Source organism: Streptomyces sp. TE5632, from assembly GCF_054061295.1.
Window position 1 is genome coordinate 6,253,557 of sequence record NZ_JBSSEA010000003.1, and the last position, 20,607, is coordinate 6,274,163.

At 68.5% G+C, this 20,607-nt stretch carries 19 protein-coding genes, 6 pseudogenes and 2 riboswitches; of the genes and pseudogenes, 11 read left to right on the forward strand and 14 right to left on the reverse strand.

The features are described from left to right. Positions 1 to 25: 25 nt before the first annotated feature. The 3 genes from ACVW19_RS33790 to ACVW19_RS33800 form a co-directional block, all read right to left on the reverse strand. On the reverse strand, positions 26 to 250 hold the full coding sequence (locus tag ACVW19_RS33790) for a hypothetical protein (protein WP_457464391.1): 225 nt from the start codon (positions 248 to 250) through the stop codon (positions 26 to 28). Between the two features lie 64 nt (positions 251 to 314). After that, the gene (locus ACVW19_RS33795) at positions 315 to 527 is read right to left on the reverse strand and encodes a hypothetical protein (RefSeq protein ID WP_457464393.1); all 213 of its coding nucleotides are present in this window, start codon (positions 525 to 527) and stop codon (positions 315 to 317) included. Between the two features lie 464 nt (positions 528 to 991). Further along, the gene (locus tag ACVW19_RS33800; protein WP_457464395.1) at positions 992 to 1,939 is read right to left on the reverse strand and encodes a hypothetical protein; all 948 of its coding nucleotides are present in this window, start codon (positions 1,937 to 1,939) and stop codon (positions 992 to 994) included. A 177-nt stretch (positions 1,940 to 2,116) separates the two neighbouring features. Between ACVW19_RS33800 and ACVW19_RS33805 the strand changes: the two are divergent. Then, positions 2,117 to 2,248, forward strand: a pseudogene (locus tag ACVW19_RS33805) (IS6 family transposase); the annotation flags it as partial. 33 nt (positions 2,249 to 2,281) lie between these two features. Here the strand turns inward: ACVW19_RS33805 and ACVW19_RS33810 are convergent. Further along, positions 2,282 to 3,271: an aldo/keto reductase gene (locus tag ACVW19_RS33810; RefSeq protein WP_457464397.1), complete on the reverse strand. Its 990-nt coding sequence runs from the start codon at positions 3,269 to 3,271 to the stop codon at positions 2,282 to 2,284. A gap of 330 nt (positions 3,272 to 3,601) precedes the next feature. After that, a complete protein-coding gene (gene cycA, locus ACVW19_RS33815) occupies positions 3,602 to 5,098 on the reverse strand; it encodes a D-serine/D-alanine/glycine transporter (RefSeq protein ID WP_457464398.1) in 1,497 nt (498 codons plus the stop codon). Positions 5,099 to 5,419: 321 nt separating this feature from the next. Further along, positions 5,420 to 5,511, reverse strand: a riboswitch (glycine riboswitch). After that, a riboswitch (glycine riboswitch) is annotated at positions 5,512 to 5,608 on the reverse strand. It lies immediately after the preceding riboswitch. A gap of 581 nt (positions 5,609 to 6,189) precedes the next feature. Here cycA and ACVW19_RS33820 point away from each other — a divergent pair. Both ACVW19_RS33820 and ACVW19_RS33825 read left to right on the forward strand, forming a co-directional pair. Next, positions 6,190 to 7,068, forward strand: a complete 879-nt coding sequence (locus tag ACVW19_RS33820; RefSeq protein ID WP_457464400.1) for a YceI family protein — start codon at positions 6,190 to 6,192, stop codon at positions 7,066 to 7,068. Positions 7,069 to 7,225: 157 nt separating this feature from the next. Beyond that, positions 7,226 to 7,706 (forward strand): annotated as a pseudogene (locus tag ACVW19_RS33825) (IS6 family transposase); the annotation flags it as partial. A gap of 112 nt (positions 7,707 to 7,818) precedes the next feature. Here ACVW19_RS33825 and ACVW19_RS33830 read toward each other — a convergent pair. Then, entirely contained in the window at positions 7,819 to 8,349 is a 531-nt protein-coding gene (locus ACVW19_RS33830) for a hypothetical protein (RefSeq protein ID WP_457464402.1), read from the reverse strand. A 527-nt stretch (positions 8,350 to 8,876) separates the two neighbouring features. Between ACVW19_RS33830 and ACVW19_RS33835 the strand changes: the two genes are divergently transcribed. Next, positions 8,877 to 9,236 carry a hypothetical protein gene (locus tag ACVW19_RS33835; RefSeq protein ID WP_457464404.1) on the forward strand — a complete coding sequence of 120 codons (360 nt, stop codon included), beginning with the start codon at positions 8,877 to 8,879 and terminating at the stop codon, positions 9,234 to 9,236. 45 nt (positions 9,237 to 9,281) lie between these two features. On the opposite strand, the gene ACVW19_RS33840 is transcribed toward ACVW19_RS33835, so the two are convergent. After that, positions 9,282 to 10,349, reverse strand: a complete 1,068-nt coding sequence (locus ACVW19_RS33840) for an SPFH domain-containing protein (RefSeq protein ID WP_457464406.1) — start codon at positions 10,347 to 10,349, stop codon at positions 9,282 to 9,284. Positions 10,350 to 10,353: 4 nt separating this feature from the next. After that, positions 10,354 to 10,785, reverse strand: a complete 432-nt coding sequence (locus ACVW19_RS33845; RefSeq protein WP_457464408.1) for an NfeD family protein — start codon at positions 10,783 to 10,785, stop codon at positions 10,354 to 10,356. A gap of 445 nt (positions 10,786 to 11,230) precedes the next feature. Between ACVW19_RS33845 and ACVW19_RS33850 the strand changes: the two genes are divergently transcribed. After that, a complete protein-coding gene (locus ACVW19_RS33850; protein ID WP_457464409.1) occupies positions 11,231 to 11,362 on the forward strand; it encodes a hypothetical protein in 132 nt (43 codons plus the stop codon). 414 nt (positions 11,363 to 11,776) lie between these two features. After that, a pseudogene (locus ACVW19_RS33855) lies at positions 11,777 to 12,046 on the forward strand (NUDIX domain-containing protein); the annotation flags it as partial. A gap of 683 nt (positions 12,047 to 12,729) precedes the next feature. On the opposite strand, the gene ACVW19_RS33860 reads toward ACVW19_RS33855, so the two are convergent. Continuing rightward, positions 12,730 to 13,296: a Chromate resistance protein ChrB gene (locus ACVW19_RS33860; RefSeq protein WP_457464411.1), complete on the reverse strand. Its 567-nt coding sequence runs from the start codon at positions 13,294 to 13,296 to the stop codon at positions 12,730 to 12,732. A 107-nt stretch (positions 13,297 to 13,403) separates the two neighbouring features. Here ACVW19_RS33860 and ACVW19_RS33865 point away from each other — a divergent pair. Further along, positions 13,404 to 13,640: pseudogene (locus tag ACVW19_RS33865) on the forward strand (telomere-associated protein Tap); the annotation flags it as partial. Between the two features lie 197 nt (positions 13,641 to 13,837). Then, positions 13,838 to 14,680 carry a phosphotransferase gene (locus ACVW19_RS33870; protein WP_457464413.1) on the forward strand — a complete coding sequence of 281 codons (843 nt, stop codon included), beginning with the start codon at positions 13,838 to 13,840 and terminating at the stop codon, positions 14,678 to 14,680. A 123-nt stretch (positions 14,681 to 14,803) separates the two neighbouring features. Here the strand turns inward: ACVW19_RS33870 and ACVW19_RS33875 are convergent. Continuing rightward, positions 14,804 to 14,920 (reverse strand): annotated as a pseudogene (locus ACVW19_RS33875) (IS21-like element helper ATPase IstB); the annotation flags it as partial. Here ACVW19_RS33875 and ACVW19_RS33880 point away from each other — a divergent pair. Next, positions 14,913 to 15,128, forward strand: a pseudogene (locus ACVW19_RS33880) (Tn3 family transposase); the annotation flags it as partial. The pseudogenes ACVW19_RS33875 and ACVW19_RS33880 sit on opposite strands and share 8 nt — an antisense overlap. A 149-nt stretch (positions 15,129 to 15,277) precedes the next feature. Here ACVW19_RS33880 and ACVW19_RS33885 read toward each other — a convergent pair. After that, complete coding sequence (locus tag ACVW19_RS33885; RefSeq protein ID WP_457464915.1) at positions 15,278 to 15,874, reverse strand: hypothetical protein; 597 nt, start codon at positions 15,872 to 15,874, stop codon at positions 15,278 to 15,280. Positions 15,875 to 15,983: 109 nt separating this feature from the next. Between ACVW19_RS33885 and ACVW19_RS33890 the strand changes: the two genes are divergently transcribed. Continuing rightward, positions 15,984 to 17,162 (forward strand): DUF2235 domain-containing protein, encoded by a 1,179-nt coding sequence (locus ACVW19_RS33890; RefSeq protein WP_457464414.1) that lies wholly within the window; start codon positions 15,984 to 15,986, stop codon positions 17,160 to 17,162. 4 nt (positions 17,163 to 17,166) lie between these two features. On the opposite strand, the gene ACVW19_RS33895 is transcribed toward ACVW19_RS33890, so the two are convergent. Further along, complete coding sequence (locus tag ACVW19_RS33895; RefSeq protein WP_457464415.1) at positions 17,167 to 17,466, reverse strand: peptidoglycan-binding domain-containing protein; 300 nt, start codon at positions 17,464 to 17,466, stop codon at positions 17,167 to 17,169. Positions 17,467 to 17,920: 454 nt separating this feature from the next. Here ACVW19_RS33895 and ACVW19_RS33900 point away from each other — a divergent pair, with 454 nt between their 5' ends. Further along, the gene (locus tag ACVW19_RS33900; RefSeq protein ID WP_457464417.1) at positions 17,921 to 18,592 is read left to right on the forward strand and encodes a DUF2278 family protein; all 672 of its coding nucleotides are present in this window, start codon (positions 17,921 to 17,923) and stop codon (positions 18,590 to 18,592) included. 34 nt (positions 18,593 to 18,626) lie between these two features. On the opposite strand, the gene ACVW19_RS33905 is transcribed toward ACVW19_RS33900, so the two are convergent. Further along, on the reverse strand, positions 18,627 to 18,827 hold the full coding sequence (locus tag ACVW19_RS33905) for a hypothetical protein (protein ID WP_457464418.1): 201 nt from the start codon (positions 18,825 to 18,827) through the stop codon (positions 18,627 to 18,629). Between the two features lie 234 nt (positions 18,828 to 19,061). Next, complete coding sequence (gene exaC, locus ACVW19_RS33910; protein ID WP_457464419.1) at positions 19,062 to 20,585, reverse strand: acetaldehyde dehydrogenase ExaC; 1,524 nt, start codon at positions 20,583 to 20,585, stop codon at positions 19,062 to 19,064. Positions 20,586 to 20,607 lie beyond the last annotated feature (22 nt).

Sequence of the window (20,607 nt, forward strand, 5' to 3'; positions counted from 1 at the left end):
GAGCCGCGATGACGGTGCAACAGCATCAGGCGACGGACCAGACGGTCCTGGTGTACACGGCCATCGCGCAGCCCGCGCCTCGGCCGGACAGCGCCGGGCCGGGCACGACGGCGTTCCGCCACCGGGTGGCGGCCGATGCGCTCAGCAGCGCCAGGAAGGCCTCCTGCGACGCGGTCGGGTCGACGTACCCGAGGAGCACCGCTCCGGCACGGCGGTCGTCGACGACAACCCCTCCCGGCTCAAGACCCACGAGATCGTTCGCAGCGAGACCACCGAAGGCCTCACTCCGGTCCGGCGCTGCTCCGCCTGAGGGGTCAGCTGGAAAAGCGCAGGCGGCGGACGGTGAGCCGCCCGTCGTCCTCGCGCTTGACGACGTGCGTCGTGCTGGGCGTCGGCTCCTCGCCCTCGAAGACCGCCTCGCCCCGTGTCAACAGGTCGCTGATGTGCTTCTCGGCTGCCTGGCGCTCGGCGTCGTCGCCCTGCCCGCTCCCACCCGAGTCCGGATGCCTTTCCTTGCCTGTGCTCAACGCCGATGCCGAGCCTGAATACCCGTAGGTGACCTCACCCGCCTGCCGGCGGCCGAGAGGCGGACGTATTCGGCGACGGCAGCGCTCCTGCAGGTCGGCGTCTCGGCTGCCGCCTGTTCGGCACGGTCCCTTCAGTGGGCGTTCTCGCCATGGGTGTTCCCGTTGTCCAGGTCGTTCTGCCCGCGGTCCGGTTGGCGGGTGAATCGGGTTGCGAGGTGGTAGGCGACGGTGACGTTGTCATACCGTCGGCCGGGGACGACTCTGTCGGGGAGGTTGATCCGGTCACTGTGGGATGTTGATTCACGTTCGCCAGTGCCGGGGAAACTGACGGCTGTCCGTGGTTTTTCCGTGAAGCGGAGGTGCTTGGATCGGACCGTCGCCTGGAACGAGATGTCTGGTTCCGGGTCCTGGCCTCCGATGGTGGCGGGCCGTCCGGCGCCTTGTGGCTTGGAGGTACCAGCCGTTCAGGGGGGCTCGTCCCGCCTCCGGGGGGTGCGACGGGTGGGCCGAGGTGCTTCCTTCCCGTCCTCGCCGCGGGCCCGGCGCGGGCGGGTGCCGCTCTTGCTCCGGGCGGTCCGGTCCCGGTCCCCGTCGGCGGGCCCGTGTGACGTGCTTGATCCGGCCGGCCTCGTCCGGCCGGCGGTGTCGCCTGTCGCCTCGGTGACGTCCTCGACGGCTTTTTGCGCGGTGCCGCCCGCGGCCTCGGCCACGTCCCCGGCGGTGTCGCCGGCATTCCCGCCGACATCGCCGACGGCCTGGCTCGCCCCGGCACCGACGTCCTCCACCGCTCGCCCGGCGCCACCGCCGACGTCCTGCACGGCCCTCCCGGCGCCGCGTCCCAGGTCGTCGACCGCACCGCCGGCGCCGCGTCCCACGTCCTGTACGGCGGACCCGGCACCCCGGCCGACGTCCTCGACGGCCCTTCCCGCGCCCGTGCCCAGCTCACCAACGGCTTGGCGGGCACCGCCACCGACGTCCTGTACGGCGGAACCGACCCCGCGTGCCAACTCCTGGACGATCTCCGGGTTGCGATCGAGCGTGGTCAGCACCCGGTTGACAATCGTCACGACGTTGTGGAGGCGCACCTTGAGCTGGGCTTGCGCCTCCACACCCGAGATGCCCAGGTGCACCCTGCCGAGTGCGACGTCGGCGCCCACGTTCAACTTCAACAGGTCCAACACCTCGGCCTGCAGTGAGACATGCGCCCGCAGGTCCTCCACGTCCAAGTCGATCTGGTCGACCTTCAGCACAGGAACGTCGAGGAAGACGTCAGGAGCCGCGTCGGCCGGCTCACCGCCGAAAGCGTCGGTGTCCTCGTGGGCCGTGGCCGACTCGTCCTCGGCGCTGGGTTCGCCGTCGTCCAGGTCGTGCTCCTCGACGGGGTCCTCGTCGTGCTCGGCGTTGTCCTGCATGGGTCCGCCTCCATGAACTCGCCGGACGTTTCGCGCCTTTTGGGACAGTATGGCGTACAGGTGTGCGGCGCGGTGCTGTCGGCCGCGGTGGAGCCACAGGCCGGCCGGGGAACGCACGGAAGGTGCCGGGGGGCGCCCGCGCGCGAACGGGGCCAAACGGGTGGCAGCCGTCATGGCCGGTTCCCGCTGTTGTTCCGGGAAGTCGAGGAGCTGATGTTCGAGCGCGAGGTGATCGTCTCGTACGAGACGATCCGGCGTCGGTGTGCGAGGATCGGCCGGATCCGTGCGAATGAGCTGCGCAGCCGCCGGACGCAGAACCTGGCAGCCGCTGCCGAGCCCCGGCTAGCGATTGATGGTTCGCATCCCTGCCTCGTCATATCGTTCGCCCGCCGCCTCGGGCAGTTCCGCGTCGATGCGGGCCAGGTCGTCCTCGGTCAGCGCGATGCCGACCGCGGCGGCGTTCTGTTCCAGGTAGGTGCGGCGCTTGGTGCCCGGGATCGGCACCAGGCCCTCGGCCTGGGCCAGCACCCAGGCGATGGCCAACTGGGCCGGGGCCACGTCCTTCTCGGCGGCGATCTCCTTCACCTTGGCCGCCAGCCGCAGGTTCGCCTCCAGGTTGGCGTCCTGGAAGCGCGGGTTCTCGCGGCGCCAGTCGTCCGCGTCCAGCTCGTCCGGCGAGGTGAACCGCCCGGCGAGGAAACCGCGGCCGAGCGGTGAATACGGGACGAAGCCGATGCCCAGCTCCCGGCAGGCGGGCAGCACCTCGGCCTCCACGTCCCGTGACCACAGCGAGTACTCGCTCTGCACCGCGGTGACCGGGTGCACGGCGTGGGCGCGCCGGACGGTCTCCGCGCTCGCCTCGCTCAGGCCGATGTACCGCACCTTGCCCTCGGCGACCAGCTCGCCCAGCGCGCCGACCGTCTCCTCGATGGGTACGTCCGGGTCGACCCGGTGCTGGTAGTACAGGTCGATGTGGTCGGTCCCCAGCCGCTGCAGGGAGCCGTGGACCGAGCTCCGGACGTGCTCGGCCGAGCCGTCCTGGGGGCCGACCGTGCTGATGTCTCCGGGTACGGCGTTGTCCATCCGGTAGTTGAACTTCGTCGCGATCACGTACTTGTCGCGATGTCCCCGGATCGCCTCGCCGACGAGTGACTCATTGGTGAGCGGCCCGTACATCTGCGCGGTGTCGAGAAAGTTCACCCCGAGGTCGAGGGCGCGCCGGATGGTCGCGATCGCCTCCTCGCGATCGGTGGATCCGTAGAAGGCGGACATGCCCATGCACCCCAGGCCGATGGCCGATACCTGGAGGTCCCGCAGACTGCGCTTCTGCATGCCGTGTCCCAGCCTTTCCCTGCGTACTCGTTCATTGCCCGGGCGGCACGAAGCCCCTCATCCATTTAGCGACGGATTCCACCACCCGGCATCCTGTGAGAGGCACCGGGCGACACGGGCACCGCCGGCTCCAAGCACGCCGCCGCCCTCCCAGAACCCAGGTTCTGGGAGGGCGGCGCCGTCCCGCAACCACACAACGACCGTGTCCCGCCCCAGCCAGTACAGCCCGTCACACCACGCAGCCAGAGGTTGGGCGGTTCGTGCCGGTGAGCCGGATCAGCTTCGCCTCGGGTGGCGAGCCTGCGGGGCCCCTCATGTGGTGAGGTCGTCTCAGCGCAGGGGCTGTTCCGGGGAGTCGGCCGGGGACGCCGTCTGCCGGACCTGACGGCGGCGGTGACGGAGCACTGTCCACGCGATGCCGAGAATGACGAACCACACCGGGGTCACCAGCAGCGCCTGCAGGGTGTCCTCCTTCTGGGTCAGTGCCCAGACGAGGAACGCGAAGAAGGCGAGTACGACGTAGCACATGACGACGCCGCCAGGCATCTTGAACGTCGACGCCTCGTGCAGGTGAGGACGGCGCTTGCGGTACACCAGGTAGCAGATCAGGATGATCGACCAGACGAACATGAACAGCAGGGCCGAGATGGTGGTCACCAGCGTGAAGGCCTCGATGATCGAGTCGCCCATGGTGACCATGACGACACCGGGGAGCAGGAAGAGGCCGGACAGGAGCAGGGCGTTGACCGGTACCTTCCTGGAGGTGAGCTTGCCGAAACGGGCCGGCGCGTCGCCCTCCTGGGCCAGGCCGTAGACCATCCGTGAGGTGGAGTAGATGCCCGAGTTCGCGGACGAGGCAGCAGAGGTCAGCACCACGAAGTTGATCACGGAGGCGGCGATGCCGAGGCCGGCCAGTGTGAACATCACGACGAAGGGGCTGCGGTCCGCGCTGATCTGGCGCCAGGGTGTGACGGTGATGATCGCGATCAGGGCCACCACGTAGAACAGCATCACGCGTACCGGGATCGAGTTGATCGCCTTGGGCAGGTTCCGTTCCGGGTTCTTGGTTTCCGCCGCAGTGGTGCCGACCAGTTCGATGCCGACGAAGGCGAAGGTCGCGATCTGGAATCCCGCGACGAACCCCATGGGGCCGGTGGGGAAGAAGCCGCCGTCGTTCCAGAGGTTGGAGAAGCTCGCGGTGGCGCCCCCGGGTGCCTGGAAGCCGCCCAGTACCATGCCGAATCCGACGACGATCAGTGTCACGATGGCGATGATCTTGATCAGTGCGAACCAGAACTCGGTCTCACCGAACGCCTTCACCGTGGGCAGGTTCAAAACGATCAGCAGGACGACCGCCGCGAGTGCCGGGATCCACAGCGCGAGCCCTCCCCACCAGTACGACACGTACCCGGCGATCGCGATGACGTCGGCGACGCCGGTGACGATCCAGCAGAACCAGTAGGTCCACCCCGTGAAGAAGCCGGCCCACGGTCCGAGAAGGTCCGAGGCGAAGTCGGCGAAGGACTTGTAGCGCAGGTTGGAGAGCAGCAGCTCTCCCATCGCCCGCATCACGAAGAACAACATCGCGCCGATGATCATGTAAACGAAGATCACCGAGGGGCCGGCCAGTGAGATCGTCTTGCCCGACCCCATGAACAGGCCGGTGCCGATGGCGCCGCCGATCGCGATCAGCTGGATGTGCCGGTTGGACAACTGCCGGGAGAGGTGCTGTTCGCCCGCGGGGGAGGGGGGTTGTCCGGGCTCCGTCGCGGGCTCCGTCCCGGGTGCCGGGGCGGTGGTCGGGACGGCTTTGCTGCTGTCGTGCATGTGCGAACCTCGTGGATCTTTGGTGCGTGCGGGCCGTGACAGACGTGTCATGGGATGCGGCCGCACACGCATGGGAGGAGCGAGTGGGCACAAAGAGTCGGCATGAGTGGTGGGGCGGCCGGCGGGGTGCCGGGCACGCCGGACACGCCGGACACGCCTTCAAGGGGTGTGGGCCCATGAGGGAGGGCCGTGGGTGGGAAAGCCGGAGCTCAGTCGGGATGCCGACGGGCAGCCGGCGGCCGGCGGCGGGGTAACGAGAAAGCCATCGGGGGGTCCTCAAAGGTCGGGCACGGGCAGGAACCCGCGCTGCCGAGTGGAGCCTCCCCCTCTGTCATGGGGCCTGAGAGCTTCGCCGCGGAAGTTCGCGGCTTGCACCGTGGGCGAGGCGCGGGAGCGCCTGCTTTTCAGAGGTGCCTGCCCGAGCGGTAGGGGTGCCTGAGAGTTTCCGGGGAGGTGTTGCTCCTTCGGCGCCCGGGTCTGGCTGACCCGGTGCTCTCCCGCAGCGGGATGAGCGGCGATGTGAGGCTAGGCCCGCACCGGCAGCCGGTCAAGACCTGCGCGAACGTTGATCGTTTACTTCCGGGTAGGGCGGCGTTTCAGGATCGCGTGCACCTTCCCGCGGGTGCGGGCCGCTCCCGAAACCGGGTCGGCCCTGTGCGTCGGCCGCCGGGATCGTCCCCTTTTTGCGGCCGCGGACGTAGGCGAGCCGTTTGCCGTCGTGGCTCCGTACGGGGCATGGCCGTTTGGTGCGAACGCGAGGGGTGGCGGCGCCAAGAAGCCATCCCGAAGTCCCGCTTGAGGCAAGGTCACCGGACTCTGCGAAACCCGGGGCGGTTCAGGGTGTGGCTGGACAGATCAATCGACGACGGGTAGACAAGCGCACGAAGCTCCTGGCGGACACGGGTGATCTTGGTCGAGAACCCATCTACCAGGAGTTTCGTTGTCCCGTAGAGGCCTCCCCCGCCAACGCCCCGACCACGCGGCCAGGTTGAAAAGGATCAGGGTAATTGCCTATTGCATCCAAAGCCTCGGGGTGATCGAATATGCGTCCGGCGATCGGTGTTCTTGACGTTACGCAGAGGGTGTCGCACATGATGGGCCGCTGGTTGGCAAGCCGAACGAAACAGCATCAGACGGGCCCCCTGGCAGCTGTGCAGACTCCCTCGAATGCCGGAGTGCTGAGCTGCCGGATCCTCAGCCCGGCCAACGAGCCGGTGCCGCACGCCCGATTCGCGGTCAGCGACACCGTGGGACGCACCATGGTCGAGGGCGGGACGGACCCCTTCGGATCGTTCGTGGCCACAATTCCGGCGGGGGAGTACCGGCTCGCGGTGTTCGCCGAGGGGTACCTGCCGTACCGGGTGCCGTGCACGGTCACCGAGAACTCCCTGGCCTCGCTCGGCGATGTGACCCTGCGGGCGGCACAGCCGCTGGAGATGCCCGCGCCGGGCGACTGGGAGATCGATCTGGCGCACTCCTCGATCGCCTGCACCGCGCGGCACATCGGGGTGGCCCGGGTGCACGGCCGGTTCAACTCCTTCGCGGGGGTGGTGCGGATTACCGGTGACGCGACGCAGACGGCGATGCACGTGGTGATCGACGCGGGGTCCATCGACACCAATGTGAGGATGCGTGACGACCATCTGCGGTCGGCGGACTTCCTGGACGTGGCGCGGTTTCCGACCATCGAGTTCTACAGCGACCGGTTCGTGCCCCGGGGCGGCAATCGGTGGGACGTCATCGGCGAGCTGTGGCTGCGCGGGGTGGCGCGTACGGTCACGCTGGACATGGAATACCTCGGGCTCGGCAACGGCATGCAGGGCGAGGCCCGTGCGGCCTGCCGGGTCACCACCGAACTGCACCGCGACGACTTCCAGGTGAGCTGGCAGACGATGCTGGCGCGGGGTATCGCCGCCGTTGGCCCCACCATCCGGGTCGACATCGACGTGCAGGTCGTGCCCAAGAGCTGACCACCGACCTGGCGTTCGCTGTCCCGAAAGACGCCCGGCAAGGGCTCTTGTGAGCGAAGTGAGACATGTGCTGGTGCTGCCCGACCGCGAGTTTGCGGAAGCGGTGGCGGAGGCGCTCGGGGAGAGCTTCGGCGCCGACGAGGAGCCTCGGCTCGTCCGGGACGCCCAAGCCGGCGACAAGTGGCACCTGGACGAGGTCTTCGTGAAGGTCAACGGGGTGCGGTACCAGCTGCGGCGTGCGGTCGTCCAGGACGTCGCCGTCCTGGACGACCGCACGCAGTCCCGGCGCGACGCGACGGCCGCGAAGCGGTTCCTGGCCAAGCCGATGAAGAAGCAGTGCCGGGTGTCCCCGGGTGCTGGTCACCGACAGGCTCCGCTCCTGCGGCGTCGCCCACCGGGAGTTGACGCCCTCGGTCGAACACCGGCAGTCGAAGTGCCTCAACAACCTGGAGGAGGACTCCCACCAGCCCACCCGACAGCGCGAACGCGCAATGAAGGGCTTCCGTTCCGCCACCGGGACACAGCGGTTCCTGTCCGTGTCCAGCGCGATCTCACCGCACTTCAGGCCCCGACGCCACCGCCTCACCGCCCCTCAGCACCGCGCCGAGACGCACCGCCGCTTCGCGATTTGGAACCAGGACGCCGACAGCACCTGCCCGCCCGCCGAGGCCTGGCACCCCATCAGCCAGACACGCCATGGACAACTTGACAACGCTTCGGAGGCGACCTGCACGACGGCGGCCACAGCCGCTACTTGATCAGGGCGTTGGCCACGATGATCACCAGGCCGATCAGCATGTCGCCGGTTCCGGCCCGGAGCGAAGCCCCCCACCCACGGCCCGCGCGGCGCGCGGTCCACGCCCCCAAACCGGCGAGGAGCAAGGTGTTGAACACCAGTGCGGTGTTCACCGCCTCGGCCTCCGTCCACCAGGAGGGCATCGCGGTCAGCAGCAGCACGACGGTGGGAACAGCCGCCGCGACGACGGGCCACTCGGCGAGCATGGCGCGCAGCCCGACCCAGGAACCGCCGGGGTCCGCCGACATCCGGTGCGCGAGAACGTGGGCGTAACCGTGGGCGGCCGCAGAGGCGAGGGCGGTGAGCAGGACCCACACCGCGTCCGATCCAGGGTCGGTCTTCTCTCCGGGGGAGTCGAGGGCAGCCGCCAGCGCACTGGCCAGGACGAGCCCGTAGACGCCGCTGAGCAGCCGTGGTTCTGGCAGCCGCCGGCCCGCTGCCTGCGGGACAGCCGACTGGGGGAAACGGCGGGCACGGTGGTGCATCGCTACAGCCTCCGGTGGGAGGGTCGGAACAGGGCAATACGGCACCACATCGGAAGAGCGGTGCCTGGCTGCATACGTGAGCCGTGGTCCTGACTCAACTTCTGTGATGCGCAGAAGCAACGCCTTCTCCTGAAGCCTGCTCCATTTGCCCGACCTGCGGGACGGCGTGCGTGCCCTGGTTCGAACCCATGACGGGACCTGTGCCGCCTTTCGGGACCGCTCCTCGGCAGGGCGTCATCGGCAGTATCCGGCACGAGGTCCCCGATCGCTTCCTCACACGCGGAGACGGGCCCCCGGTACCGCGGGCCCGCAGCCGAGTCACCGCCCGGCGACAGGGGCCTCCATCCGCTGCCTGCGGGACGCCGTCACCGCGTGGACCAGCAAGCCCTTCGCCCGCAGCTCGGTGAGCAGGGCGGCGTGCAATCACGGCCAGACACCCGATTCGGTCCGGTCGCGAAGACGGCGCCATGCCGTGACACCGGAGCACCCCACCGCCTGTCGGCGGATTCGCCCGACATACTCGCCTGATGAGCGACAACGCGCAACCGGGCAGTTGGGATGCCCCGTGGTATCGAGTGCAGACGGAGCGGTTCGAGGCATGGTTCCTGCCGGATGCCGGTGAGGATCTGGAGGCCGTGCACGACGTCGACGTCGAGGTGCGACTGCCGGACGGCTCTCGGTGGAGTGCGAGCGTCTGCACGGTTGCGCACGTGGAGACGCTCATGGAGCGATGGGCCACCAGCGGGGAGGCTCTCGGTGGGCGCTACTTCTGGTGTCCCGACGGTCTCATCGTCCGCGATGCCGGCATCGGCAACATGGTCCAGGTGCTCTCAGGGCTGATCGACAACGGCGGGTTCCCCCAGATCTTGCAGCGTCTCGACGACTGAACCAGTCCGACACTCTCATCTCATTCTGAAACGATCAGGGAGGGGTCACTCACTGTCAGTGTCCGCACGTTGCCAACGAGGCGGATTGGCCGGGAGGACACCGGAGACGGCGCCATCGGCCTTGGCGGCGTCAGCGACGGCCTCGGCAGCTGCTTCTGCGGCCTGCGCCGTGTCGTTGGCGGCCTGGGCGGTCATGTCGTCATCGGCAGGCTTCTCGCGGGTGGCCGGTGACGGGGGCAGCTCCTTGCTGAAGGCTTTGGACACGCCCTGGAGCGCGGCGGTGATCTCGCTGGGGATCACCCAGAAGTTGTTGCCTGAACCTTGCGCCAGCTGGGGCAGGGTCTGGAGGTACTGGTAGGCGAGCAGCTTGGGGTCGGGGTCGTTGCGGTGCACGGCCTGGAACACCTCGTCGATGGCCCGGGACTGGCCCTCGGCCTGGAGGATCGCCGCAGTACGGTTGCCCTCCGCGCGTAGGACAGCGGCCTGCTTGTCACCTTCGGCGGTGAGGATCTGCGATTGGCGCTGCCCCTCGGCCCCCAGGATCGCGGCCCGCTTGTCCCGCTCGGCTCGCATCTGCTTCTGCATCGCGTCCTTGATGGTCTGCGGGGGATCGATGGCCTTGATCTCCACCCGGTTGACCCGCAGTCCCCACTTACCGGTGGCCTCGTCCAGCACGCCGCGGAGCTGGCTGTTGATGGTGTCCCGTGAGGTGAGCGTCTTCTCCAGGTCCATGGAGCCCACGACGTTGCGCAAGGTGGTGACGGTCAGCTGCTCGACGGCCTGAAGGAAATTCGCGATCTCGTAGAAGGCCGCTCGTGGGTCGGTGACCTGGAAGTACAGGACGGTATCGATCTCGACGACCAGGTTGTCCTCGGTGATGACCGGCTGCGGTTTGAAGGAGACGACCTGTTCACGCAGGTCGATCACCGGGCGAACGCGGTCGATATAGGGGATGACGAGGTTGAGGCCGGGGTTCAGGGTGCGGTGGTAGCGGCCGAGTCGCTCGACGTTGCGAGCGCGCGCCTGAGGAACGATGCGCACCGCCCGCACCACGGTGAAGATCGCGATCAGCGCGACGATCAGGCCGGCGATGAGGAACGCGGAGGTCTCCATGGTTTCAGTCCCGGGGGTAAACGAACGCAGTGGTGCCGCTGATCTCTATGACGTCGACGGTCTTTCCAGGAGGAATCACCAGCGTCTCGTCATAGGCGCGGGCCGTCCATTCCTCCCCGTCGATACGAACCCTGCCACCCAGGCCCGACACCTCCGAGACGACATAGGCAGCCCTGCCGACCAGGGCATCTATACCGAATCGCGCCTCTTGTGGCTGGAGCATATGACGCATTGCGACAGGGCGCACGAACAGCACGGTGACGGTCGCCACGACGGCGAACACCAAGAACTGGAAGGGCAGCGGCAGTCCGATTGCCGCGCACCCCGCCGTGACCAGCGCGGCGGCACTCAGCATTCCGAGTGCAGCGGTGAGAGTGAGGATCTCCGCCACAGCCAGCACAGCTGCGACGATCAACCAGATCAGCCACAGATCCATTGCGTACCCCTTCCGGCCGGCACGGGTGCGGAGGGCTCGGGTCCCATCGTCGGACCCTGTAGGTGAGGGCCGCGGCACCCTCTTGTGAAGGAAACCCTGCCGACCGAGCGGAGGTGTACTGGCACGACACCTGCCGCAAGCACCTACTTCCAGGATTTACCCTTATTTTCCCGTTCTTGAAAGATTACTCCCCGCAGATGAGCCGCCTGCAGTTCTCCTCCTGAGACGGCGGACGCGCGGCAGGCCGGGCCAGATGCACTGGCACAGGAACTGATGGCGCGCTCGTTGCCGTTCTTGTGGGCCGACCCCCGAATGGGCCCTATCGAGGGGTTCCCCCTCCGAAAAGCCCGGCAGGGTGGTCATCACCCCTGCCTCGGGCGGATCAATCGCTCGCATCCCGTGGAAAAGTCGAATACCGTCCGAGGCGGGACCGCGATACCGCTTCGTGCGGGAACAGGCGGCCCTGCTCGGTCTCCACGCCGGCGACCTCATTCCGGCGATCGAGCAGACGTACCACGACGCCGACGGCCGCGCGGTGGAGACCGCCGACATCGTCGCCCCGGACCGCACTGGCTGAAGCCTTTGGCAGAGCTGTTCGGCGCCGGAGGCCAACCTTTTCTGGTACGGCGCTGGCCTGGCCGACTGCCGCTCCAATGCCGATCGCCCCACCCGTCCCTACTTCTGGCCGCTCGGGCGGTTGTCGGCCTGCTCCACAGCGCCGACAACCGTGCTCCGCAGTGGACGGCGCGAGATCACGGACTGCCTCTGTCGACGGAGGACCGGCGGACTGCATAACCCCCTTCCAGTTCCACGGACGCGGCCCCGGCGGTCACGCGGACAGTCGACGCGGTACCGGGTCCGATCTGCCTGGATCCTCACCCCCACAACTGTGGGATGACCTGCTCACCGATTATGGCTCCACCGGCGATTCGGTGGACCTGCTGCGCGCGCCGGACCCCGGCCACCCCCCTACGCGACCGTCGGCGTCGGCGCCATCCTCGTGGGCAAGCAGGGCCTCCTCCTCGGACGGCACCGCCGCGGTACCTGGAAACTACCGGGCGGCATCGCCGAACCGGGTGAATCGCTCAGAGAGGCTGTCGTCCGCGAACCCGCCGAGGAGTCGGGGCTCCGCGTTCACTGCGCAGACCTCACCCTCCTCGGAACGCTGGTCGACCACGTAGAGGACGTGGTCCGCGTCACTGCGGGCGCCATCGGCACCGCAGGGGAGGGAGAGCTCGCCGACCAGCCGGGTGAACCGTGAGTGGCTGGCGGTGGCACTGCCTGAGCGACGTTCCGCAAGGGGCTGTCCGTCTGCTCCGCCCGGGCTCTCACCGTACTGCCGCGGTTACGATCGTGCCGGCGATTACCTGGTTGCACGTACGGTCCCGCAACTCGACACGAGACCAGCCGACGACGACGGCCAGGAAGCATCCCGGGGCCGCCCACGCACTGCAGGTCTGCATGAGCATCGTGCAGGCACCTGCTGAGACAGTCATGGTGCATGGAGATCTTCCAGACGAACGCGATCATCGCGTCCGAGGCCCGGACGGCACCTCTCACTCACTGCGTCACGAGGCCAAGGGCCAAGGCCGGGATGGAGCCCTCTTCGTGAGCCGGCGTGGTGACTTCGCCGTTGAGTGTGAGATCGCTGAGGCCCCGGCTGCAGGTGCCGCCGGAGCCGCTCTTCCTCGGTGGCGTCACGCACTCCCGGTGGCGTGCTCGGCGGGCCGGGCGGCTGCGCGTCGTGCGAGCGCAAGGGCGGCGCCGACCGCGGTGAGGGCGGCGAAGCCGAGGGGGTGATCAGGCCGGTGCCAGCGCCGATGCGAGCGGCGGCGAGGAGCACGCCGGCGATGCCGTGGGTGCCGAAGGCGGTGGTGAACCCGGCCGCGTGGAGGGGCCACCTCCGGCGCGCGGGCGCCGACTGGGCCGGGGCAGTTGGAGTGGTCATCGCTGGTCCTCCGAGGGCTCGTGCAGGTGGGCGAAGACGCGTTCGGCGTACTTTTCGCAGACGGCGGCGCAGATCTTGAGGCGCGCCGCGGCCTCGGCGGCCTCGGGGGCGCCGAAGACGTCGCGGGCGGTCAGGTCCCGGTGCCGACGGCGCAGCCTCTCCAGCGACTGCTCTTCCTCTTCGAGTTCGGCGAGGGTGAACTCGGCGTTGCGGATTTCCTTGGCGATCTCCTCTTCGAACTTGTCGCAGTCGGCGAGGAACTCGGTCCAGTCGGCGGAGCGGGCGGCGGTGAACAGTGCCTGAAAGCGGGCGGCGTCTTCGGGTGCCCGGCCGTAGGCGCTGAGCGTGACGGCCTGGCCGCCGGCGTTCTCGGCGAGTGTGAGGGCGCGGGCGACGCCGTCGGCGAAGACGGGGACGTCGGGGACGGCCCAGACGCCCTGCCCCAGCGAGAGCGCACCGATGCGGCGCAGCTCACGCCATACGGCGACCCGGTGACGGGAGGGTTCGGCGGGGATCTTGATGAGGAGCACGAGCCACTGCCCGCCCGATTCCGCATTCGACACACCAGGAAATGTGGCAAGTGTTACATCACACCTTGTGATGAGTTACCCGTACTCCTTGCATCCTGTACTCAGGTACGGGTTTGCCGTCGGAGATGTCTCCCGCCGGAGGCGGCGCGCTGCTGGAGTGCCCGGCCACGACGATCCCGCACTTGGCCCCCTGGGCGTTGACGGAGCCCGGGATCGGGCAGTCGAGGCTGCACCGGCATGGGAAGGACTCCAACCCACTGATCGTGCTGACCGCCCCGGCCGCGGCGCGGTTCGGGCTGCCGGAGCGACTTGAGGACCGTCGGGGTCTGCGTCTTGCGGAGGACCACCCGGTCGTCAAGCAATTGGCGAAGGCGAAATGATGAGTTCGAGGAACGCTTGAGGGAGTGCGGCTCCAGAAATATCGGCAAGTTCTGGCAACACCGGAGCCCGGCAGGGGCTGATCCCGGTCTCGGTGTCAGCCCTGGTGCCCACGAAACCTGGTTATGGCCGATGACGTGCTCAACTACTCTCGACCTGGGCTCTCCACGGGCCCGGAAGTGGGGGGGAGGACGATATGGAGCCACTGGAACTCCGTCGCGCAGTTGAGGCAGGACGGGTGACCGCTTCGGAGGCAGGTCTCCAGGTCGACGATGTAGTCGTCATCAACAACTCGGACCGCGCCGTGCTGCGCCTGGTCCCGTGCGGTGTTCTGGCTCGGGTCGCACCTTTGGGGCATCTGGCTGATTCCGAGTTCGAAGTAAAGGTTGCTCGCCGTCTCGCCGACGTCGACGCTCCGGTGGCTGAGCTCGAGCCTCGGGTTGATCCCCGAGTCCATGTGCGTGATGCCTTCGCCATCTCGCTCTGGACCTACTACGAACCTGTGGGATCAGAGATCGCGCCGGCCGACTACGCAGACGTGCTCATGCGGCACCACGCCGCCCTGCGCCAGATCGATCTGGCCGCACCGCATTTCACCGATCGAGCCGCTGGGGCGCTGAGAGAGGTGAACGACCGGGAGCAGTCCCCCGAGCTGTCCGATCCTGACCGGGAACTCCTCGGCAACACACTCAGTGGACTCAGCGCCGCGATCAGCATCGAGAAGGCCGGCGACCAGCTGTTGCACGGCGAGCCACATCCGGGCAACCTCCTCAGCACGAAGAAAGGGCCGCTTTTCGTAGACCTCGCCACGTGCTGCCGTGGGCCGATCGAGTTCGACCTCGCCCATGCACCCGAAGAAGTGGGAAAGCACTATGTGGGAGCTGACCACGGCCTGATTCACCGGTGCCGCGCCCTGGGCTGGGCGATGTTCTCGGCCTGGCGCTGGCGCCGAGACGACCAAATGCCCGACCGGGACCACTGGAGGGTGGAGGGGCTCAACCAGGTTCGTGCTGCACTCGATCGCTGCGGACTGGACTGAACTTGAGACGGAGGGACTGCTGGGTCCACGGACGAGTGGGGCCGCCGACGCCTGTGGCAAGGATGATCGCACCCGTCTTGACACGTCTGTTCGCCAATGAGGATCTGGCGGTTCCGCGGCATCTGCTCTTTTGAGCTGGGGCGGGGAGCGGGCGAGGCGGTAGGAGTCGGTGCCGGTCTCGATGATGTTGCCGCCGAACGTGAGGCGGTCGACGATGGCCGCGCAGAGGCGGGGAACGGTTCACCGCGCCTACGACCTGCTGCGGACGTTCGGCCACGAGGGCCATCCCACCCCGCTGGGGCAGGCGTTCGCCGAGTACGGCCGGACCATGCACCTGCTCGCCCTGGTCGACCCGGTGGACGAGACCTACCGCCGCCTGATGAACCGGCAGCTCCCTGGGCAGGAGTCCCGCCACCGCCCGGCCCGGGCGAGCGGCCCCGGGGTGAGGGCTGGCGGCCGGACATCCGCGCGGCGGTCGTCTCCCGAACCCGCATCAACCTCCACCGGAAGACCGTCGGGTACGCGGCGTTCACCGGCCAGTACCCGGTCGCGATCCTGTCCGCGCCGTCAGTTGTGCAGGCGGCCTGAAGCGGACCATCAGTCTTCGCCAGTCAGGATGAGGCCGCGCTCCTCGCTGTCGGAGGCGCCGATTATGGTGTGGCGGCCGTTGGGGTTCTGGCGCAACTTCTGTGAAGTCGACCGCCGCAGTGGCTCGCCAACGGTGGCCCGTCCGGAGCCTCGCAGGTCAGCCGCGTGGCCAGAATCCAAGCGGCGGCGCTCCCGCTTCGCACCACAGAAGTTGAGCCAGAGCCTGAGAAGCAGTGGCACCGGCCGTGGCAGTGGTTCAGCAGCGACCAGCGCGAGATCACGGAACGGATCCAGCCGGGCGAGGTCAGCCGAGTCGAACTCCAACCCAGCCAGGAGCGGATCGAAGACTGATTCCTGAGCAAGAAGGACGGACACCGGTCGCACGCGGTGGTCGACGGCCCCTCCCGGGCCGTGCCCGGTCGGCTGTTGCAGCGCACCGGCCCCCGTCTCCGAGGCGGAGAAGCAGTGCTGCTCAGCCGCCCGCCCTATGACGACGGCCCCCGTGGCGTGGGCGCGGACGCGTCGGCCTTCTCCGCCGACAAGGGGCTGCTGGACGTGCCGTCCCGACTGCGCTTCGGGAATCCGCGTGTCGAGGGTCGTCGTCACGCCGCCCGCCCCGTGCGCCGGCCCCTCACGGATGGCGCGGTCCGCCGAGTGGTGGAAGCATGGAAGTGGTGCTGTACGCCACTCCACGCTCTCGCGAGGAGGGATGGTCATGGCCAAGCGTCTGGTCGTCTGCTGCGACGGCACATGGAACTTCGCCGATCAGCCGAGCAGGACAAACGTGGCGAAGGTCGCTCTTTCCGTGCGTCAGGGGCCCACTGCCGGGAAGGAGCAGCGGGTCTACTACCACAGTGGCGTCGGCACCCAGCGGTGGGAGCGGCTGCGGGGCGGGGCCTTCGGTGTGGGGCTGTCGCGGAATGTCGTGGACGCCTACCGGTTCCTCGTCGAGACGTACGAGCCCGACGACGAACTGTTCCTCTTCGGCTTCAGCCGGGGCGCGTTCACCGCTCGCAGTCTGGCGGGGCTGGTGCGCAACAGCGGCATCCTGCGGCGGGAACACGCCGACCGGACGCAGGAGGCGTGGTCCCTCTACCGCGATCGGATCGAGCAACCGAACGGCGCAGCATCCACGTTGTTCCGCCGTTCGTACGCGCGCGAGACGGAGATCCACTTCCTCGGGGTGTGGGACACCGTCGGTGCCCTGGGCATACCTCTGCCGGATGCCGCTCCGCTCCAACCGGCGGTGAACCGGTTCAACCACCGCTGGGCGTTTCACGACACCGAGCTGAGCAGCTGGATCAAGGGGGCTTTCCACGCGCTGGCCATCGACGAGAAGCGCTCGGCGTTCCGGCCGACGCTGTGGCACCAGCGGCCGGACGCCGCCCGGCAGGAGCTGAAGCAGGTCTGGTTCGTCGGGGTGCACTGCGATGTCGGTGGCGGGTACAAGGAGGCGGAGTTGTCCGACGTCACCCTGCTGTGGATGGTCGGCCAGGCCCGGCGCTACGGGCTGGGGTTCGACGACGACGTGCTCAGCGCGGCCGGGCCGAAGGTGATGAGGCCGGCGAAGAGCGTCGACTTCCGGGTGGAGCCGAACGGCTCGGGCCAGCTGCATGAGTCCCGGGAGGGCATGTACCGGCTGGCCAAGGCCCACCACCGGATCCTGGGCGGCGCGGTGAACGACAAAAACGAGCCCGACGGTAACGAGTTCCTGGCGGTCCCGGCCAAGGAGCGCTACGACCGCGACACCGGTTACCGGCCGCCGGAGCTCAGGCGGTATCTCACCACTCAGGAGCGGGTCCGGCTGGAGCCCGTCCTGCTGCCGGACCTCGTGGCCGGCCTGCCGCCGATGTCGCCTGCCGCGTCCGCGCCGGGGGCCGGCCGCATCACCTGATGACTCAATCTCCGTCCATACCCGATGACTTGATCTTCATCCGCCAAGAACCCCTTCGCCTGCAGAGCCGCCACCATCGCGACATGCGTGTCCTCTCTCCCCACCGTCCGTCCTCCGGCAGCCCCCGACCCCGCTGGAAGACGCTCACCGCGGCCCGGGTGAGCGGGCCGTTGACGCTGTCGATGGGGCCTGGGTCGTAGCAGAGCGCGGTCAGGGCTTCCTGGATGCCGCGATGCCGCAGACGCCCGCCAGATGGAACACCCGGGGCGGCCAACGCCACCGCCGGGCATCGGCGGTGAGCCATCCTGCGGGAAGGTCACCGAGGTTGCCGTGCCCGTGCTGGTGATGCCCAGGAGGAACTGAGCGACTGCATGAACGTCACCAGGTGTTCCGCGGCGCCGGCGGCGCCGTGGCGGTTGACCTCGACGAGGAACCGGAGGGCGCCGGCGGCCGTCACGGCGGTGGCGGCGAGGGCAGGGATGAGCCGCAGCCCTCAAGGGCGGTCCGGCCGCGCCCAGTGGCGAGGACCGGCAACAGGGCGAGGAGGGCGAAGCCACCGCGGCGAGCGAGCCGTGCCGGAGGGAGCCGCTGCTGGGCGCGAAACCGGCGCTATGAGTAGCGCCGCCAGACGGTGACCAGGTGGCAGACGACCAAAGGGGTACGGATCGCATCGCGCCATCGTAAGACCATCACACCAAACCCCTACGGAAGGTAATCATTGCATCGCTTAACGTGTCCGGGGGTGGTTCACTGGCCGCATGCCTTTTCATCGCTACGGCGTGCTCGCGGGACAGCTCCACCACCACTTCCGCGACGATCCCGACCACCAGGGCCGCTGGTTCCACGTCAATCTGGAGGTGGACGCGCCCGCCGGGCGCTTCCACTGCGCCGTGGACGTCGACAGCCACAAATCCAACGTGGGCGTGCAATGGAAGGTGTTCACCCTGAGCCCCCTGGAGGTCGGACCGGCGGCGGCGCTGGCCCTCGGCTACCACGACCTGGCGGCCACGCCGGACTCCGGGGCCATGGACTACCTGCGCCGACCCTCCCTCGTCGACCACACGGGGGTGCTCTTCCAGCGCCGCCCGCCGTCCTGGCTCCAGGATCTCCTCGACTTGCTGGGGTCGCGCCCGTGGCAGGTCGGTTCCTACGCGGAGGCCACCGCCGCCCTGGAGCCGATCCTGGTGGAAGGCCGGCGCATCCTCGTCTTCGGCGAGCCGTTCACCGACGATCACCTGGGCCGTCAGGGCATGCACAACGTCCACCAGAACCAGGGCGACCCGAGTGGTTCGCAGTGGTGGGACGAGAACGGGATCTGGCAGGACGGCGCCACGCTCACCGAGCGACCCGACGGGCGCTACGACGCCTTCCTGAACAAGTTCTCCAGCCAGGCGGCCCACACGGACAACTCGGGGCACCCCGTGGGGTGACCGACCGGTGCGTCGCAGGGCGGTCACCGGCACGTCAGTGGAAGGCGACCGTGGTCAGGATCAGGCAGTGGTCCGACCGGCCGGTGTCCGTGATCGCGCAGGTGTAGTCCGCGCTCGTCGGCCCGAAGACGTAGTCGAGCTTGAGGCTGGAGAATGCGCTCACGTGCGTCGGAGTGCCGGTGCGCAGTCCGCCGTGCGCCGACTGGCCGCACGGCTCGAAGCCGCCGTCGGCCACCTGCTGGACTCGGGCTGTCAGGCTGTCAGGCTGTCAGGCTGGCGGTGCGGGCGTTGGCATTCGCGAGATCGGCCTGCAGTGACACCCTCGTGACAGTCGGCTCGCCTCCTGAAGGGCAGGAGCGTGAGCAGTTGCTCGGACAGTGGCGCCCGCCCCGGCTGCCGGTGATTCCCTGACGTGTCGAGAAGGGCGCCTGCCGAACTTCAACCGAGCTCAGGCGCCCCTCTGCCGCGGCTAGAAGAAACCGAGCTTCTTCGGCGAATACGACACGAGGAGGTTCTTCGTCTGCTGGTAGTGGTCCAGCATCATCTTGTGCGTCTCCCGGCCGATCCCGGACTGCTTGTAGCCGCCGAACGCCGCGTGCGCGGGGTAGGCGTGGTAGCAGTTCGTCCAGACACGACCCGCCTGGATGGCGCGGCCGGCGCGGTAAGCCGTGTTGATGTCGCGGGTCCACACGCCCGCGCCGAGACCGTACGACGTGTCGTTGGCGATCTTGATCGCGTCGTCGAAGTCGTCGAACGAGGCCACCGAGACGACGGGGCCGAAGATCTCCTCCTGGAAGACACGCATCCGGTTGTCGCCCTCGAAGATGGTCGGCTGCACGTAGTAACCGTCCTTCAGGTCACCGTCGTAACCGGCGCGTTCGCCGCCCGTGAGGATCTTGGCACCCTCCTGTCGGCCGATGTCGATGTAGGACAGGATCTTGGCCAGCTGCTCGCTGGACGCCTGCGCGCCGATCATCGTGTCGGTGTCGAGCGGGTGCCCGGGCCTGATCAGCTCGGTGCGGGCGACGGCCGCGGCCAGGAAATCGGGGTAGTTACCGCGCTGGATCAGCCCGCGGGAGGGGCAGGTGCACACCTCGCCCTGGTTCAGCGCGAACATCGTGAACCCTTCGAGGGCCTTGTCGCGCAGCTCGTCGTCCTTCTCCCACACGTCGTCGAAGAAGATGTTCGGCGACTTGCCGCCCAGCTCCAGCGTGACCGGCTTCAGGTTCTCGGCCGCGTACTGCATGATCAGCCGTCCTGTGGACGTCTCGCCGGTGAAGGCGATCTTCGCCACCCGCGGACTCGAGGCGAGCGGCTTTCCGGCTTCCGGGCCGAAACCGTTGACGATGTTCAGCACGCCCGGCGGCAGCAGGTCGGAGACGAGGCTCAGCCAGTAGTGGATGGAGACCGGCGTCTGTTCGGCGGGCTTGAGGACGACCGCGTTGCCCGCGGCGAGTGCGGGCGCGAGCTTCCACGTCGCCATCAGGATGGGGAAGTTCCACGGGATGATCTGGGCGACGACGCCCAGCGGCTCGTGGAAGTGGTACGCGACCGTGTCGTCGTCGACCTCGCTGAGCGAGCCCTCCTGGGCGCGCACGGCGCCGGCGAAGTAGCGGAAGTGGTCGATGGCCAGCGGGATGTCGGCCGCCAGGGTCTCCCGTACGGGCTTGCCGTTCTCCCAGCTCTCCGCGACCGCGAGCGGCTCCAGGTTGGCCTCCATGCGGTCGGCGATCTTCAGCAGGATGTCGGACCGCTCGGCCGCCGGCCTGCGCCCCCAGCCGGGTGCGGCCGCGTGGGCCGCGTCGAGTGCCACCTCGACGTCCTCCGCCGTCCCGCGCGCCACCTCGGTGAACGGCTGCCCGTTCACCGGACTCGGGTTCTCGAAGTACTGCCCCTTGACCGGAGGCACGTACTCCCCGCCGATGAAGTGGTCGTAGCGGGACTGGTAGGAGACGATCGCGCCTTCGCTTCCGGGCGCCGCGTAAAGGGTCATGCGGAACTGGCCTCCTTCAGCA

Bases quoted from the DNA above. Each gene is read 5' to 3' on its own strand.
- ACVW19_RS33870 (WP_457464413.1), top strand. From the start codon at position 13,838: ATGGAGCCACTGGAACTCCGTCGCGCAGTTGAGGCAGGACGGGTGACC.
- ACVW19_RS33810 (WP_457464397.1), bottom strand. From the start codon at position 3,271: ATGCAGAAGCGCAGTCTGCGGGACCTCCAGGTATCGGCCATCGGCCTG.
- ACVW19_RS33895 (WP_457464415.1), bottom strand. From the start codon at position 17,466: ATGGCTCACCGCCGATGCCCGGCGGTGGCGTTGGCCGCCCCGGGTGTT.
- ACVW19_RS33900 (WP_457464417.1), top strand. From the start codon at position 17,921: ATGCCTTTTCATCGCTACGGCGTGCTCGCGGGACAGCTCCACCACCAC.
- ACVW19_RS33890 (WP_457464414.1), top strand. From the start codon at position 15,984: ATGGCCAAGCGTCTGGTCGTCTGCTGCGACGGCACATGGAACTTCGCC.
- cycA (WP_457464398.1), bottom strand. From the start codon at position 5,098: ATGCACGACAGCAGCAAAGCCGTCCCGACCACCGCCCCGGCACCCGGG.
- ACVW19_RS33820 (WP_457464400.1), top strand. From the start codon at position 6,190: ATGATGGGCCGCTGGTTGGCAAGCCGAACGAAACAGCATCAGACGGGC.
- exaC (WP_457464419.1), bottom strand. From the start codon at position 20,585: ATGACCCTTTACGCGGCGCCCGGAAGCGAAGGCGCGATCGTCTCCTAC.
- ACVW19_RS33830 (WP_457464402.1), bottom strand. From the start codon at position 8,349: ATGCACCACCGTGCCCGCCGTTTCCCCCAGTCGGCTGTCCCGCAGGCA.
- ACVW19_RS33800 (WP_457464395.1), bottom strand. From the start codon at position 1,939: ATGCAGGACAACGCCGAGCACGACGAGGACCCCGTCGAGGAGCACGAC.
- ACVW19_RS33845 (WP_457464408.1), bottom strand. From the start codon at position 10,785: ATGGATCTGTGGCTGATCTGGTTGATCGTCGCAGCTGTGCTGGCTGTG.
- ACVW19_RS33835 (WP_457464404.1), top strand. From the start codon at position 8,877: ATGAGCGACAACGCGCAACCGGGCAGTTGGGATGCCCCGTGGTATCGA.
- ACVW19_RS33840 (WP_457464406.1), bottom strand. From the start codon at position 10,349: ATGGAGACCTCCGCGTTCCTCATCGCCGGCCTGATCGTCGCGCTGATC.